We start from the raw sequence: 16,934 nt of genomic DNA, 5'->3' as shown, positions 1-16,934 counted from the left end.
ATTAAGCTGGAATTCTTTTAGGATTAAGCGTCTTCAACCGTTTTACGTAAACGAGAACGTCTGTCAAAAGCTTGAAGTTTATCTAACACTTTGCTCTCTAAGAAATCGATAACACGTTCTTCAACTTTGACTTTAGCTTTATACACTTTGTTAATATAAGTAATGCCTCCAGGTGACATGACATTAACTTCTACAAGCTTTCCTCCAATAACATCTATACCAACAAAATAGAGTCCATCTTTCACTAATTTCGGCCCAATTTGTTTACATAAGGCTTTTTCTGCTTTGGTTAAAGTATGCTTAGCGATGCTACCTCCAGCAGATACATTAGAACGATGGTCATCGCTTCCAGGGATACGACGCATTGCACCAACAGGTTCTCCGTTTAAAAGTAAAATACGAACATCGCCTTGATCTGCACCTTCAATATAATCTTGAAGGATGACATAGTTTGAAGTACCATCTGAGTTACTATTAATATAAAAATCTAAAAGTGAATTAATATTACTCATTGCCGACTTTTCAATAAGAATTACTCCAGAACCACCAAAACCATTTAAAGGTTTGATGATCATTTTATCAGATTTAGAGTCTTTAATTTGCTGTACTAAATACTCTTTATTTTTTGAAACATGAGTATTAGGAATAATGTTACTATGAGCATCACCAAAAGCAGCTGTATATAGTTTATTATTCGCTTCTCGCATACCTTGAAGTGAATTAATAATAAACACATCGTCTTTAACCGAATCTAAAAAGTTGAGCATTAATGGATCTAAAGGCGGATTTGCTCTAAAGAAAATGGCGTCAAATCCAGCAAGAGGTAACATTTCATCTCTTAATTTTGCTTTATTATAAAACGCTTTTAATGAGCTTGGTGTTTTATCCATTCTACCAATAACAGTACAGAAGGCATTAGTTACACTATCTCGAATGGTAAGATTGGCAGGTGAACACAAAGCAACACCATGATTCCTTTTTACGCATTCTTTCATTAAAGCTAAACTTGTATCATTTTCAGGGTCTATTTCACTCCATGGATACATGATAAAGCAAACATTCATAATTGTATATTTTTGGTTGATTAGTAATTAAATTTAAAACTTTTATTTCACTTTTTCATAGTTGTCATCCCAGTTTTTTACTTTAGGTTTTCCTAATTTCCCTAAAGATTTAGCGACCAGCATAGAGACTGTAGCATCACCAGTAACATTTACAACCGTTCTGCACATGTCTAATGGTCTATCGACTGCAAAAATTAGAGCTAATCCTATTGGTAATAATTCTGCAGGGAAGCCTATAGATTCTAATACAATGACCAGCATTACCATACCTGCACTTGGCACAGCAGCACTACCAATTGATGCTAATAAAGCTGTAGCAATAATGACTAATTGATTCGTAAATGTTAATCCTTCTGGCCAAATGACTTGCATGATAAATACTGCAGCAATACCTTGATATAAACTTGTACCATCCATATTTACAGTCGCTCCTACAGGTAAAACAAATCCAGAAACTTCTTTGTCAACGCCAAGATGTTCCTCAACACGCTCCATAGTTACAGGAAGTGTTGCAGCACTACTACTGGTTGAAAAGGCTAATAATTGCGCTGGACTGATTTCTTTTAAAAACCATAAAGGTGATTTTTTTGTATATACTTTTACAAGCATCAGGTAAAAACAGATCATTAAAACTAATCCGAAAACAACACATAAGGCATAACCTAAAAGTTTGACTAAAATTTCGGTGTCATCAAAAGCGATAATCACATTTGCCATTAAAGCAAAGACAGCGTATGGTGCAAAAAGCATAATAAGGTCGACCATTTTCATGACGACTTCATTAAGTGAATCGAAAAACTTAACGAGTGGTTTGGCTTTTTTCTTTGGAACGAGTAATAAACAAATACCAACAAAGAGAGCAAAAAATATAACTTGAAGCATTTTTGCTTCCCCTAAAGCTGTAAATATATTACTAGGAAAAATGTCTACTAAGGCTTGTAAAGGACCAGCATCATGCTGATTAGAGGCTTTATTTAATTTATCGACAACTCCTTCTGAATTTTCATATTTCGTTTTTATTTTTTCAATGGTGTCTGGCGACATGCCAACACCTGGTTGAATTGTATTTACAATGGTTAAACCAATGATAATTGCGATTAGTGTGGTGCCTACGTAAATTAGAATGGTACGTAGTCCCATAGTTTTAATTTTAGAGATATCTTTTAAATCTGAGATTCCTTTTATTAACGATGCTAGTATTAATGGCACCGCAATAAGTTTTAATAAATTAATGAAGATAGTTCCAAATGGAGCAATCCAATCTGAAATAAATTTAGGACCCATTTCGAGTGTATTCATGATAAATCCGAAAATGATACCTAAGACCATTCCTATAATGATTTTCCAATGTAATGCGATTTTTTTCATTTGTTCTTTATCGTTAGTTGTTTAGTCTAGCCTCGATTGAGGCATTTGTTGAAGCTCTTTTGTTTTGTCACCTTAAGCACAGTCGAACGATCTTTACAAAACAAAAAGCGACTGCCGAAAGCGAGAAACAGCTTCTAATTATACATTTTATTTAACAAGTAATAATCTGCTAAAACCAATGCAGCCATAGCTTCCACGATAGGAATCGCTCTAGGAACGACACAAGGATCGTGACGACCTTTGCCTTGCATTTCAACAATTTTACCGTCTTTATTTATTGTGTTTTGCTTCTGCATAATTGTGGCTACAGGTTTAAAAGCGACACGAAAATAGATGTCCATTCCATTACTAATACCACCTTGAATTCCTCCAGAGAGATTAGTTTTAGTTGTTCCGTCTTCATTAAATAAATCGTTGTGTGCGCTGCCTTTCATTCGAGCACCACAAAATCCGCTACCATATTCAAAGCCTTTTACGGCATTTATAGACAACATGGCTTTTCCTAATTCTGCGTGTAATTTATCAAACACAGGTTCGCCTAAACCGATTGGGACATTTTTTAGCACACAAGTGACAGTACCTCCAATGGTATCGCCTTCCTTGCGAATGGCTTTTATTTTGGCAATCATTTTTTCTGCGGAAGCCTGATCAGGACAGCGTACAATATTACTTTCGGTTTTTGAAAAGTCTAATTCCTGATATGGTTTATCGATAAAAATATCTCCAACAGAAGATGTAAAAGCATTAATTTTTATGTCTTTTAATAGTTGTTTGGCAATAGCTCCAGCTACGACACGACAAGCGGTTTCACGCGCAGAACTTCGTCCACCACCTCTATAATCACGAATGCCATACTTTTTTTCGTAGGTAAAATCGGCATGACTAGGACGATAGACTTCTTTGATATGTGAATAGTCTTTTGACTTCTGATTGGCATTTTTAATCATAAAACCAATAGGAGTTCCAGTGGTTTGGTTGTCAAAAATTCCAGAAAGAAATTCGACAGTATCTGGTTCTTTGCGTTGAGTGACGATTTCAGACTGACCAGGTTTTCTTCGGTTTAATTCGCTTTGTATAGCATCAAAATCTAAGGTTAATCCTGCAGGACAACCATCAATAACACCACCAATAGCAACACCATGAGATTCACCAAATGTGGTAAGTTTAAAACAATTTCCGAAGGAATTTCCAGCCATTTACTAATTAATTTTGCTAATACATTAAGAATATATCGCTAATGTAAATTTATTATTAGACAAATTAAAACATCTATGCTTAATTTTTGTGCATGCAATTAGTGCTTAACAGGTAATTTTGAGGCTTAAATTGATTTGAAACGAATCCATTAAAAAATGGCTTCAGTAAAAGGTTGTTAGTCCTATTAATTTTTATATTTTTGAAAAAAATTTTAAAACCTTAATTATGAAAAACTTAAAAGCAATTATGCTGCTTTTTTTAGGACTAGTATTAGTTGGATGTAGTAGTGACGATAGTGGTGGAAGTTCAGAACCAGCAACTGGAAACTATTTTCCATCAACCATGGATGATCTTTGGATTTACAACGTTGAAAACAGAAATGCAGATGATGATACTTTTGATTTTGATGCTACAGATTTGTTAACAGTAAATTCTGTGACAGCGACAAGCTTTACAGTAGATGCAAATGGTGCAGATCCAGCAAATGGAAGAATGAGTGAGTTTTTAGAAAATGGGACTCTAGGAAAAACTGAAAGCACTTTATTATATAATGGTGTTTTAGACTTACCAGCTGAGTTTTCAGATTTTTCAGATGAGACAATTACATTAGTAGATTTCGTTTTATACGATTTAAACGCTTCTAATGGTGAAGAGTTATCTAGTACTTCTGGTACATTTACTCAAGATTTTCCTTTTGATGGAGCAACAATTCCTTTAACAATAGACTATGTATTAAGTACAACCAATGTAAATTCAGGAAGTAATACACTAACTGTTGATGGTACAGAATATACAAATGTAATTCAAGCTAATATCAGTTTAGAGGTTACAGTTATTGCCTCTATGGATATATTAGGTACAGGTACTATAACAGAAGTTGATGTATTAAACACACAAGATGTGTTGTCTATTGATTATTATTTTTCTCAAGATGTTGGACTTATAAAAGCAAATGCGACACAAGGTTATGCTGTTGCTGATACTTTTGTAGAAATATTAACTTTTGGAGGTATTGTATTAGATATACCAACAACAGTTACAGTTACCAATAATCAAGAAATTGATTCATTTATTGTAGAATAACAGAAAACTCTAGTAGTTTGAAAAACGCTCTAATTTTAATTAGGGCGTTTTTTTATTTTAAAGCATGTCTTATTATGCTTATAGGATGTAATGCTTCACGTTGTGTTCCATCTTTTATTTGATGCCTACAGCTCGTTCCATTTGCGGCAATGATAACGTCTTTATTCGACTTCCTTATTGCTGGAAATAAAGTCTGTTCGCCTATTTGCATGCTCACTTTATAATGCTCCTTTTCGTAACCAAAACTTCCTGCCATACCACAGCAACCACTAGGAATAATGGTTACTTTATAGTTCTCTGGTAGATTTAAGAGTTCAAAACTGGACCATTGATTTGCTAATGCCTTTTGATGGCAATGGCCATGAAACTTAATGGTTTTGGCTTCATTCGTAAACTGTGAAGCCTTGATGTGTCCTAATTGTATTTCTTTCTGAAGAAACTCTTCGATTAAAAAGGTGTGTTTTGCTATGTGTTCTGCTGAAGGTAAGTCGTCTGCAAGTTTAAGATATTCATCTTTAAACGTGAGTATTGCTGAAGGTTCTATACCAATAAGTGGTGTTTCATCAGAAATTAAATCTTTAAAAATAGATACGTTTTTATTTGCTAATTGTTTGGCTTGTTTTAAAAGGCCTTTAGATAAAAATGCACGACCAGATTCTTCGTGATTTATCATTTTAACCTTGTAGTTAAGTTGTGTTAGTAATTGTAGTGCATCGATTCCAATGGTGGTATCTAATAGATTTGTAAACTCATCATTAAATAGATAAACAGTCTTTATGTGATTATTTTTAATAGACTGATTTTCAAAATTTAGATAATACTTACTTAAACTTTTATTTGAAATTAAAGGAAGACTTCTTTTTTGAGCTACACCTAATGAAGATTTTAAAATTCCAGAGCTAAAACGATTTGAAAACACAAAATTTGTAAGTCTAGGAAAACGACTACCAATGGTATTGAGTTTATTATTATAAGCGAATAGTTTGGTTCGCAAAGCCACTCCATTTGCTTGTTGGTATTGGTACTGAAACTCCGCTTTTAAACTTGCGACATCGACACTACTCGGACATTCACTTGCGCAGGCTTTACAGCTCAAGCATAAATCGAAAACCGCTTTAAGTTCTTTATGATTAAATTTATTAGCTTTTTCGGAATGCGTTAAAAATTCTCTTAAGGCATTCGCTCTAGCACGTGTTGTGTCTTTCTCATTTTTAGTAGCTCTATAACTCGGACACATGGTTCCTCCAAACTCTGGAAGTTTCCTGCAATCACCAGAACCATTACATTTTTCAGCTTCACGAAGAATGCCTTGTGATTTCGAAAAATCTAAAAGCGTATCGACTTTGGGTTCTACTCTATCGGCTTCATAGCGTAGGTTTTCATCCATAGGAAATGCATCAACAATTTTTCCAGGATTGAAGATATTGTCAGCATCAAAAACAGCTTTAATCCGTTTTAAAATCTTGTAATTGGCATCACCAATCATTAAAGGAATAAATTCTGCTCGCACAATACCATCACCATGCTCGCCACTAATTGAGCCTTTATATTTCTTTACTAACTTAGCAACATCTGTTGTTATTTGTCTAAATAAAACAACATCTTCTTTTTGTTTTAAATTCAGTATTGGTCTTAAATGCAACTCACCAGCACCAGCATGTGCATAATACACTGCATTTTGATTATAGGTTTTCATCAATGCCGTAAAGTCTTCAATATAGTTTGCTAAATCAGGTAACGCTACAGCAGTATCTTCAATACAAGCAACGGTTTTCTTATCGCCAATCATATTTCCTAATAAACCCAATCCTGCTTTACGCAATTCAACAGCCTTAGTTATCGTGTCATCATGTAATAAAGGATTTGCATAGCTTAATCCTTGTGCTTTTATGGTATTGTGAAGAAGATTCGCTTTCTGTTTAACTTCATCAGAAGAGTGACTTCTAACTTCACACATAAGAATGGCTTCAGGATCACCTTGAATAAACTGTCTGTTTTCCTGTTGTGTTTTATTATGTTTGGTTAGATCTAGAATGGTTTTATCCATCATTTCACAGGTATGCAAATCATGTTTCATCACTGTTTGAACGCTTTGTAAGCAGTCAGAAACACTTTTAAAATGAGCAGCTACCATTATGCTTTCACTTGGAGGGAGAAGATCTAGCTTTAGTGTAATTTCGGTTGTAAATGCTAGAGTCCCTTCACTACCTGCAAGCAACTTACAGACGTTAATTTTTTCTGTGGACGCAGAAAACACTTCAGATTTTATGAGTTCATCAATAGCATATCCTGTATTTCTTCGATGGATTTCTGGGTTGGGGAACTCCGATTTAATTTGCTGTTGAGCCGTTTCAGAACTAAGTTCAGAATAAATAGTTCTATAAATATCACCTTCAAGCGTTTGTAATTCTGCTTTAATTTTAAAGGCATCTGGAGTCAATTCACCAAAAGCAACCGAAGTACCATCACTTAATATGGTTTGCAATTCAACAACCTTATCTCTAGTTACACCATACTGAATTGAGGTAGTTCCAGAAGAATTATTACCAACCATACCTCCTATCATACAGCGATTTGAAGTGGATGTATTAGGACCGAAGAACAATCCGAAAGGTTTTAAGAAATTATTAAGCTCGTCACGAATAACACCAGGTTGTACTCTAACTGTTTGTTGCGATTCGTTAACGTCTAAAATTTTTGTGAAATGCTTTGAGACATCAACTACAATACCATGCCCAACACATTGTCCAGCTAATGAAGTTCCAGCAGTTCTAGGAATTAGAGAGGTTTTATGAGTTCGTGCAAAATCAATAAGGCGTTTAATATCGTTTTCATTTTTAGGAAAAGCAACTGCCAATGGTAGAGTTCGATACACAGAAGCATCAGTGGCATAAATAGTACGCATTAAGCTATCAAAATGTAGTTCTCCTGTCAGTTGAGAATTTAAAACATTCAATTTTGAGTGTATATCCATAAAAAATGAAAAGTCATTATAAAACTAAAAAGAAATCTAATATAAATTGATTTTTGGCGTTGTTTTTGTAAATGAATGTGAAATAAAAATGTTTAAGTCATTTATAAATCCGTATTAATTATAAAAATTAAAGTTTATGAAAAAATTAGTTTTAGTCATTGTTGTGTTTATGGGAAGCTTTGGGATAATAAAAGCTCAAGAAATTGCACCTAATGCTATTGGCTTACGCTTAGGAGATAGCGAAGGCTTTGGAGCTTCTGTATCGTATCAACGTGCCATTTTAGAGCATAATCGCTTAGAATTTGATTTGGGATGGCGAAATGGAAGAAACCTTAGAGGCGTTAAAGGTGTTGCCTTATTTCAATGGATTAAGCCATTGGTTAATGATTTCAATTGGTATTTTGGAGCTGGAGGAGGCTTAAGCTCAGTTACGATAGATATTCGAGGCACTAATGATAATGTTACTGATACTTTTGGATTTATTGCTGGAGACATTGGTGTTGAGTATCATTTTGATTTTCCTTTGTTATTATCCTTAGATATCAGACCTGAATTAGGTTTTGGTGATGATGTTTACGATAATGACAATCTAGACTTTGATGTTGGTGTTGGTGTTCGTTACACGTTTTAATCGAAGAACTATTTTAAAATATTATAAAGCCACTTTATTTAAAAGTGGCTTTAATATGTTTATAGCTTTTGTGTAAACAAACACATTTTTAGAGTATTCTCGTATATAGTTTCATATTGCGGAACAATGTTATGAATATCAAATTTTGCCGCTTCAACTTTGGCATTTTGTTTAAAGGTTTTTAAACGCTCCTGATTGCTTAAAATATGAATGGCATTTTTAGACATGTCATCGATATCACCAACATGACTTAAAAACCCTGTTACACCTTGTTTATTGACTTCTGGTATTCCTCCAGTATTGCTAGAGATTACAGGCACTCCTGAAGCCATTGCTTCTAAAGCAGCAAGACCAAAACTTTCTGTCTCACTTGGTAGCAGGAATAAATCACTAAAGCACAAAATTTTATCTATTTCATGACTTCTTCCAAAGAAGATTACTTTTTCTAAAATATCAAGTTTTTCACAAAGTTGTTCTGCTTTTTCTTTTTCAGGGCCTTCTCCAACCATCATTAGCTTTGCAGGGATTTCTTTTTGAACATTATAGAATACATTAATAACATCTTCAATACGCTTTACAGGTCTGAAGTTACTGATATGAGTTATAATTTTTTCATTTTCATGAGCCATCATATCACGTTGGCAGTCCGTAAAATGAAAATTATATTTATTAATATCGATAAAGTTGGTGACGACATGGATTTCATTTTTAATATCAAACAATCGCATAGTGTCATCTTTTAAGCTTTGTGAAACCGCAGTAACGGCATCAGATTTATTGATGCTAAATGTTACAGCAGGTTTATAAAAAGGATGGGAACCTACAAGTGTAATATCTGTGCCATGCAGAGTTGTTACAATAGGAATATATATACTTTCTTCTCGAAGCATTTTCTGTGCCATGTATGCAGCATAAGCATGAGGAATCGCATAATGAACATGCAAAATTTCAATGTTATGAAGCTTAACCATATCTACCAATTTACTAGATAAAGCCAGCTCATAAGGTTGGTAATGAAATAGTGGATATTCAGGGACATTTACCTCGTGATAATGCACATTATTGCTTAATTGTTCTAATCTTACAGGTTGATTATATGTTATAAAATGAATCTCATGTCCACGTTTAGACAACTCAATACCAAGCTCTGTAGCAACAACTCCACTTCCTCCAAATGTAGGATAACATACTATTCCTATTTTCATATATTCTTAAATGTATCTATTCTATAATGGCTTCATAAATAGCCTCTTGAATATTGGTTCTAATATTTTCTCTTAATAATAAATTTTTACCTGCTTTAGGATAGGTTCTATTTGCTAAAAATATATATACAATTTCTTCTTCAGGGTCTGCCCAAGCATAGGTTCCTGTAAACCCAGAATGTCCAAAACTAGTCATTGAGATACAACCACAAGTTGGACCTGAATCTCCTAATTGAGGCTTGTCAAATCCTATTCCGCGTCGGTTATCTTTATCGCAATAATAGCATTTATTAAACTTATCTAAAGTTTCAGGTTTAAAATAACGTTTGCCTCCATAATAGCCTTTTTGCAAGTACATTTGCATGATTTTAGCGACGTCGTTTGCATTACTAAAAACACCAGCATGTCCACCTACTCCACCTTGCATTGCAGCTCCCATATCATGAACATACCCATGAATTTTTTGATATCTAAAATAATCGTCTTCTTCAGTAGGGACAATATTCTTATTACTGACTTTATTATTAGGGTTATACATAGTATGATTGGCACCTAAAGATTCATAAAAATGATCTTTTGTTAATTCATCTAAAGGTTTGTCGTAATGTTTCTCAATAAATTTCTTTAGAATATAATATGGTAAATCACTATAGCGATAGCGCAGACTAGATAGTAAATCGGTATCTTTAATTATACCTTGAATTGAATCTTTATAATCTTTTCGCATATACAATTCATCAGCAACCTTAACACTAAATGTTTTATCGAATTTTTTTCTGTAATATTTTGGATCAGGATGTTTGGTTATTGAATCTAAAGTGGCATAATAAAACGGAATCCAAGGTTTTAACCTTGCATAATGAGACAACATTTGTTTGATTGTGATATTTTCTTTATTCGTGCCTTTATATTCTGGAATTAATTTAGAAAGCTTACTATCTAATGACAGGATTCCTTGTTCTTCAAGTTCCATTAATAAAGGTAATGTTGCTAAAATTTTAGTGAGAGACGCTACATCATAAATATCATTAAACTTAACACTTTCTGCATTTTTATCGTAGGTATGTTTACCAAAATTTTTATTGTATATCACCTTACCATGTCGCGCTACCAATAATTGAATTCCAGGCGTCATTCCTGAATTTACGGCATGATTTGCAATAGAGTCAATTTTATTCAATTGAGATGAACTCATACCAACTCGCTCAGGAATCGTGTATGCTAATCTGTTTATTGGATTGTAGATTTCACCTTGACCAACACTAAAATGTTCTCCTGCAGAAACAGGTAAAGAGCCTTTTGCTGCAATTGCTCCAAATATGAGTTGTGCTGATTTTTGCTGAGCGATAGGACTGTTTTGATAACTCACCACGATTCCTTCAATGTTGGTTACTGTATTTAAATCTAAAAGGGCATAAGGCTTTACAAACAGGTCTAAAATCACAGTATTTGTTCTGGCAATTTCATATAACCATACCAACTCTTTATCTGTGAACTTATAACTTTTCCATGGATTAGCATTGGAACGATGCAAACCAACAATGACTGTATTATACGGTTTTAATTTATTGAGTAGTTCGTCAAGTTTTTCAGCTTTAATCTCATGAACACGTGTATATTTCTGAAGCTCACTTAAAAAATCTGAGCCCTCATCATCTCCTAATTTAACATAGGCAATACTCTTAGTTTCTAATTTTCGTAATGGCAGCAAGCCAGGTTTGTTTTTAGCAACTGTAATTGCATTTTCTAAGAGTTCTTCATATAAAGCATCATCTTTAATTCTATTTAAATCTTCTACTAAATTATGTGTGCCAATAGGTTTGTAATGATTTAATCCGACTTTATATTTAGCTTGTAATATTTTTTTAACAGAATGTGCTAAACGTTCTTCTGTAATCACTTCAGTATTGTATGCATCCACGAATTTAGCGATTGCTTTTTCTGGAGCTTCAGACATTAACATTACATCGTTTCCAGCTAAAAATGCTGCAAGGTCTATTTCTCCTCCAGTAATAATTTTTTTATTGGTAGTTCCATCGATGGATTTTTCTATAAAATCGGCAGCACCTTTCATTGTTAGTGCATCAGTGAATATTAAGCCTTTAAAGCCTAAGCGTTCTTTTAAAATATCTGTCACAATATGTTTTGATAAAGAAGAAGGAAAGCCACTGCGAGCTTCTAAACTAGGTACATTTAAATGTGCCACCATGACGCTTGATAGACCTTCTTTTATTAATCGTCTATAAGGATATAATTCTACGGAATCGATACGTGCTTTATCAAATGAAATGGTTGGTAAGGTTTTATGCGAATCTGCATCTGTATCACCATGACCAGGGAAGTGTTTAGCATTGGCTAAGACTCCAGCGCTTTGCATGCCTTTCATAAAGGCCAGTGCTTTTTCGGTTACATTATCTCGATCTTCACCAAAAGAGCGATTACCAATAATTGGGTTTTTAGGATTGGTATTAATATCTACTACAGGAGCAAAATTAAAATGAACCCCTAAGCGCTTACAATGTTCTCCTATTTGTCTTCCAGCTTTTTCAACCAATTCATTATTTTTTATAGCGCCAAGCGTCATATTCCACGGAAAGGCATAAGTAGAATCCAGTCGCATACTTAAACCCCATTCAGCATCCATACCTACCAATAATGGAATTTTTGAAGCTGCTTGTAATTCATTATTTAATTTCGCTTGTCTTACTGGTCCACCATTGGAATAGATTAAACCTCCAATATGTTGCTCTTTAATGAGTTTGACAATTTTATTTTTTGACTTGATGTCTTGGTTCGAAAAGACTTGAACCATAAAAAGTTGACCGATTTTTTCATTTAAATTCATGCTATTATACACACTATCAACCCATTTGTTTTGACCGACAGCATCTTTTTTGACAAGAGGGTTATCCTCTTGAGCAGAACAATTAAAAAATGAAAATAAACTTAATGTAAGTAGTAAATAGAATTGACGCATAAAATTGTTTAATAAGTATAGCTAAAAAACTATGCCAAAATAACATTTTTAGAACGAATTTAATCAGACTTTATGATAGATTTATCAAGAATAATAGTAACAATTATTCTTAGTCCATTACAAACTTAAAGGCTATGGCAAAAATATTAGCCTTTAAACCTGTATTACGCTTATAATTATTGTATTTAAAGTCAATGTTTTTTAAGCCAAACTTCCAAAGATGAAACTTAGAAAATATATCTGTATATGATATTCCAAATCCATATTGGTTTGCATTGAATTTAGACAAATCATAGTCTGAAGTATAATACTCACTAGTTGAGAGGTTTTCTTCATAAGGCGCAAAATAATCTGCAGCGGTTTGATTATAAAATCTATATGATGGATATAATGTGAACTTTTGAGTAATTTTTACAGGCACCTCTATACTAGCTGTATGTGCATTAACTCCCCAATTATCAAAATAATAGCGATAGTATGTCCTTAAGGAAATAACTTCATTTAAATAATAATTAAAGCGCAGTCCTATTGGAACTTTAAAGCGACTATTAGGTAATCTTTCGATATCATCTGCTAACTGAAAAACATCTGTATTATTAGAAGATGTATAATTATCAATACTATTTGGATTACCAATATAGTAATTATCAATATCAGCAAAATAAACACGCTGCATAGGGTTTGCTAACCAACCATCTTGTTTTACTAAATCAAAAAATAAAGACATTTGAGTAGTCTTACTTAGTATTTGAGAAAAACTAAACGATAATGCATAAGAATTTCTAGATTTATCATTTATTAAATCAAAACCAGAAACTGGACTCCAATTTGGATTTACATTACCATTTTGACTTAAAACATCGACGTTTGCAAAAAAGCCTTCATTTAAATTGCCATTATTTTTTAAATAAGCATCAAGTTCTATTGGGTACTTAGGGCTCCAAGTGTCTAAATATATGCTGGCTTTAATTCCTATTTCTGTATTTTTCTCATTAAATAGCTTAGTAAAACCACCTCCAAAACCAACAGATGTATAATCATATTCTGTAGCGAAAGATATATTGGCGTTCCAATTATTATTTCTATTGTCAGAACTGTGTGCATAGCTCACATTAATACTTCCCCATGTATCTTTTTGAGATGCACCAGACGATGCTACCCAAGGACTACCTGTTATATTATTTCCTTCGGAATCATCAAAAGGATTTAAATTACTAGACGAGGCTGAAGTATATGTTGATATTCCTGCATCAATAGTCAGTACATCATCAGCATTTAGAGGTAAGTTAATAATAATTGTAGGTGTGAAATCGGTTAGCTCTTCAGTACCTACACCTCCTGACACCGAAGCATTGTCACCATCTTGCGAATAATAACTAGTCAAAAAATCCACTTCGGTAGTTTCTAAAACTCGTTTTTTATAAACTATTGTTGAGTCTTGTTGGCTAAATACTTGGCTAAAGCAAACTAAAAATAATATTGCAAATGTTTTTTTCATATTAATTACATCCACAGCCTCCTCCAGATTTTCCTCCATTAGCACCAGATGCAGCCTCACGATAGACTTGGAAATTTGTTTCAAACCGATCTACCTTTTTTTGAGACAATACCATATCAGGATCATTTAAAAATACTTTCTCGTATTCCTTTACAGAAATGCAAGAGCTGACAGTTGTTATTAACAAAATGAATACTAATAATCTCTTAATCATGATTTTCTTGTTTTAACTTGATATTATTTGATGTGTTAATATGATTGTTAGCATCAACAATTATACATTCAATATCTTTAAGTTGATTTATAAAGTCGAGTCCAACCTCTACTCCCATGACAAAAACAGAAGTTGCTAAGGCATCTGCTAGTTCTGCAGATGTTGTAAAAACGGAAACACTTAGGATGCCTTTACTGGGATATCCCGAACGTGGATCAATAATATGAGAATAAAGCTCATCATTAAACTTAATGTATTTTTCATAATTTCCAGAAGTGACTACAGCACTATTATAGATTGGTAACCAAGAAAAAACTTTAGTTTTATTTAATGGGTTCACAATAGCAACCATCCAATCTTTATTATTAGGTTGTTTTCCCCAAGCATTTAAATCACCAGATGCATTTATTATGCCAGATACAGCCCCTTTACTTTGCAGTAAAGCTTTGGCTTTATCTGCAGCATAACCTTTTCCAATAGCTCCAAAGCCAATTTTCATTCCTTCTAATTTTAAGAACACAGTTTGGTTTTCTTTATTTAGGATGATGTTTTGATAGCCTACTTTTTCGATTGATTTTTTAACGCTTTCAGGAGATGGCATTTCTGCCATTGAACCATCAAACTTCCAGACTTTGTCCATAGAAGCATAACTAATATCAAAAGCACCATTAGTTAGCTTAGAAATTTTGATGGAGCGTTCTATTAGCTGAAACAGTTCTTCGTCAACTTTTATTGGTTGGATTCCTGCGTTGGAATTAATTAATGATGTTTGTGAATTCTTATCCCAAGACGAAATTAGTTTTTCAATTCTTGTAATTTCTTCAATAGCTATATCTATATAATTATTACCTTCTACATTAGAATTTGCAACTACTGAAAAATCAAATCGACTTCCCATTAGTATTACTGTTCTTTGAAAAACTTCTTGTGAAAAAGTAATGGAAACAGTTAAGAATGCTAATATGAATAGATTATTTTTCAAAAGCAATTAGTTTGTCAAAATAAAGTTCTGGCGTTGTTTTTTCATAACCTAGAGTTCCTAATACTTTTCCTTTAGTATTCAAAACTACAACATAGGGGAAATAGCCATTAGGATTGTAAGACTCTGCTAGTTTGTTATTTTGTGCTTGTAATTCAGAAGACAATCTATTTTGCTTTCGTCTTGGGAAATCTGCTTGCAACATTACAAAATGATTTTCTGCTAACTTTTGAAATGATGAAGTACTCCAAACTTCTTTATCTAATTTAATACATGGACCACACCAATCAGACCCTTGAAAAACTAAAACAATATTATGATTATTCTTCGTTGCTATATTTTTAGCCTCTTCAAAAGAAGTAATCCATTCTTGAGCAGTTAAACTTATAGTAAACAATAAGAAAATAATTAAAGCAATTGATTTTTTCATTCTAATTAAATATAATAAGTACAATAACGAAAAAAGTGGCTCAATATTTTGTAACTAATGTTACAGAGTAAAATGTATAAATTGAAATTTAATCAATTAAGTCTATGTGTCTGTCATGATATCCTAACAGATAAAGCACACCATCTAATCCAATACTAGATATAGAGCTTTGCGCGTTGTCTTTAACGGTTGGTTTTGCATGAAAGGCTATGCCTAATCCAGCTAGATTTAGCATTGGCAAATCGTTAGCACCATCACCAACAGCAATAGTTTGACTTATGTTTATGCCTTCTTTATCAGCTATTTCTTTTAAGTATTCTGCTTTTTTATTACCATCAACAATGTCGCCAATATAACCACCAGTTAGCAGACCATCTTTTATTTCTAACTGATTGGCGTAAACATAATCTATGCCTAATTTTTTTTGCAAATAATGTCCAAAGTAAGTAAACCCTCCAGATAGAATAGCTGTTTTAAATCCGTAATTATTAAGAGTATCAATTAGTCTTTTAGCTCCTTTTGTTATTGGTAAATTTTCTGCAACCTTAAGTAAGACATCTTCGTTTAAGCCTTTTAAAAGCTTCATACGTTTGATAAAGCTTTCATTAAAATCGATTTCACCTTGCATAGCGGACTCTGTTATTGCTCTGACTTCATCGCCAACACCAGCTATTTCTGCTAATTCATCAATAACTTCGGTTTGAATAAGTGTAGAGTCCATATCAAAACAGACTAAACGTCTATTTCTTCTGTAAATATTATCTTCCTGAAAAGCAATATCAACATCTAAGTCTCTAGAAATTTGCATAAACTTTTCTGTAAAGTCAGATTTACAATCAATTTTACCTCTAATAGAAAGTTGTATAGAAGCTCTAGGATATTCTTCTTTTTGGATAAGAGAAGTACGACCAGTCAGTCGTTTTATAGCATCAATATTCAAATTTTTATCTGAGATCACTTTCGTGACTTTAGAAATTTGTTCTGCCGATAGTTTTTCACCTAGAATGGTAATGATATATCGATCCTTACCTTGAAGTTTCACCCATTTTTCATAATCCTCGAGTGAAATAGGTGTAAATTTAGCTTGTACTCCAAGTTCATAAGCTTTAAAAAGTAAATCTTTTAAAACAGTTGCAGAATTGTTTCCAGATTCAATTTCAAACATAAATCCCAAAGACAAAGTATCGTGAATATTTGCTTGTCCAATATCTAATATTTTAGCACCATAATTGGTTAAAACATGTGTTAAACTCGACGTTAATCCAGGCTTATCTTGTCCTGAGATATTTAATAAAAAAATTTCGTTGGCCATAC

The 16,934-nt window shown here is 33.1% G+C and carries 13 protein-coding genes; 2 read left to right on the top strand and 11 right to left on the bottom strand.

Annotated features, from left to right (window positions below):
• Nucleotides 1–23: 23 nt before the first annotated feature.
• From gshB to aroC, 3 genes are all read right to left on the bottom strand, one after another.
• Nucleotides 24–1,064 (bottom strand): glutathione synthase, encoded by a 1,041-nt coding sequence (gene gshB / locus ACFS5M_RS07435; RefSeq protein ID WP_183487461.1) that lies wholly within the window; start codon nucleotides 1,062–1,064, stop codon nucleotides 24–26.
• Nucleotides 1,065–1,106: 42 nt separating this feature from the next.
• Nucleotides 1,107–2,432 carry a dicarboxylate/amino acid:cation symporter gene (locus ACFS5M_RS07430; protein ID WP_183487460.1) on the bottom strand — a complete coding sequence of 442 codons (1,326 nt, stop codon included), beginning with the start codon at nucleotides 2,430–2,432 and terminating at the stop codon, nucleotides 1,107–1,109.
• 134 nt (nucleotides 2,433–2,566) lie between these two features.
• Nucleotides 2,567–3,628 carry a chorismate synthase gene (gene aroC, locus ACFS5M_RS07425; RefSeq protein ID WP_183487458.1) on the bottom strand — a complete coding sequence of 354 codons (1,062 nt, stop codon included), beginning with the start codon at nucleotides 3,626–3,628 and terminating at the stop codon, nucleotides 2,567–2,569.
• 226 nt (nucleotides 3,629–3,854) lie between these two features.
• Here aroC and ACFS5M_RS07420 point away from each other — a divergent pair, with 226 nt between their 5' ends.
• The gene (locus tag ACFS5M_RS07420) at nucleotides 3,855–4,712 is read left to right on the top strand and encodes a hypothetical protein (protein WP_183487456.1); all 858 of its coding nucleotides are present in this window, start codon (nucleotides 3,855–3,857) and stop codon (nucleotides 4,710–4,712) included.
• Nucleotides 4,713–4,764: 52 nt separating this feature from the next.
• On the opposite strand, the gene ACFS5M_RS07415 is transcribed toward ACFS5M_RS07420, so the two are convergent.
• A complete protein-coding gene (locus ACFS5M_RS07415; protein ID WP_183487453.1) occupies nucleotides 4,765–7,686 on the bottom strand; it encodes an FAD-binding and (Fe-S)-binding domain-containing protein in 2,922 nt (973 codons plus the stop codon).
• Nucleotides 7,687–7,822: 136 nt separating this feature from the next.
• On the opposite strand from ACFS5M_RS07415, the gene ACFS5M_RS07410 reads away from it, so the two are divergent.
• The gene (locus ACFS5M_RS07410; protein ID WP_183487452.1) at nucleotides 7,823–8,317 is read left to right on the top strand and encodes a hypothetical protein; all 495 of its coding nucleotides are present in this window, start codon (nucleotides 7,823–7,825) and stop codon (nucleotides 8,315–8,317) included.
• 59 nt (nucleotides 8,318–8,376) lie between these two features.
• On the opposite strand, the gene bshA is transcribed toward ACFS5M_RS07410, so the two are convergent.
• The 7 genes from bshA to serB form a co-directional block, all read right to left on the bottom strand.
• Entirely contained in the window at nucleotides 8,377–9,522 is a 1,146-nt protein-coding gene (gene bshA / locus ACFS5M_RS07405; protein WP_183487450.1) for an N-acetyl-alpha-D-glucosaminyl L-malate synthase BshA, read from the bottom strand.
• 16 nt (nucleotides 9,523–9,538) lie between these two features.
• Nucleotides 9,539–12,499: a glycoside hydrolase family 3 N-terminal domain-containing protein gene (locus ACFS5M_RS07400; protein WP_183487448.1), complete on the bottom strand. Its 2,961-nt coding sequence runs from the start codon at nucleotides 12,497–12,499 to the stop codon at nucleotides 9,539–9,541.
• 109 nt (nucleotides 12,500–12,608) lie between these two features.
• Nucleotides 12,609–13,997, bottom strand: coding sequence for a DUF3570 domain-containing protein (locus tag ACFS5M_RS07395; protein WP_221267572.1), 1,389 nt, complete (start codon nucleotides 13,995–13,997; stop codon nucleotides 12,609–12,611).
• Nucleotide 13,998: 1 nt separating this feature from the next.
• The gene (locus ACFS5M_RS07390; protein ID WP_183487444.1) at nucleotides 13,999–14,211 is read right to left on the bottom strand and encodes a DUF4266 domain-containing protein; all 213 of its coding nucleotides are present in this window, start codon (nucleotides 14,209–14,211) and stop codon (nucleotides 13,999–14,001) included.
• The gene (locus ACFS5M_RS07385; RefSeq protein ID WP_379898420.1) at nucleotides 14,204–15,193 is read right to left on the bottom strand and encodes an FAD:protein FMN transferase; all 990 of its coding nucleotides are present in this window, start codon (nucleotides 15,191–15,193) and stop codon (nucleotides 14,204–14,206) included. The genes ACFS5M_RS07390 and ACFS5M_RS07385 overlap by 8 nt, the downstream gene beginning before the upstream one ends.
• Nucleotides 15,183–15,620, bottom strand: coding sequence for a thioredoxin family protein (locus ACFS5M_RS07380; RefSeq protein WP_183487442.1), 438 nt, complete (start codon nucleotides 15,618–15,620; stop codon nucleotides 15,183–15,185). The genes ACFS5M_RS07385 and ACFS5M_RS07380 overlap by 11 nt, the downstream gene beginning before the upstream one ends.
• A gap of 88 nt (nucleotides 15,621–15,708) precedes the next feature.
• Nucleotides 15,709–16,932: a phosphoserine phosphatase SerB gene (gene serB / locus ACFS5M_RS07375; RefSeq protein ID WP_183487440.1), complete on the bottom strand. Its 1,224-nt coding sequence runs from the start codon at nucleotides 16,930–16,932 to the stop codon at nucleotides 15,709–15,711.
• Nucleotides 16,933–16,934 lie beyond the last annotated feature (2 nt).

Source organism: Lacinutrix iliipiscaria (assembly GCF_042686125.1).
GTDB lineage: Bacteria > Bacteroidota > Bacteroidia > Flavobacteriales > Flavobacteriaceae > Oceanihabitans > Oceanihabitans iliipiscarium.
Note: the sequence above shows the minus strand (reverse complement) of the source record. Positions and strands in the feature narration are given on the sequence as shown.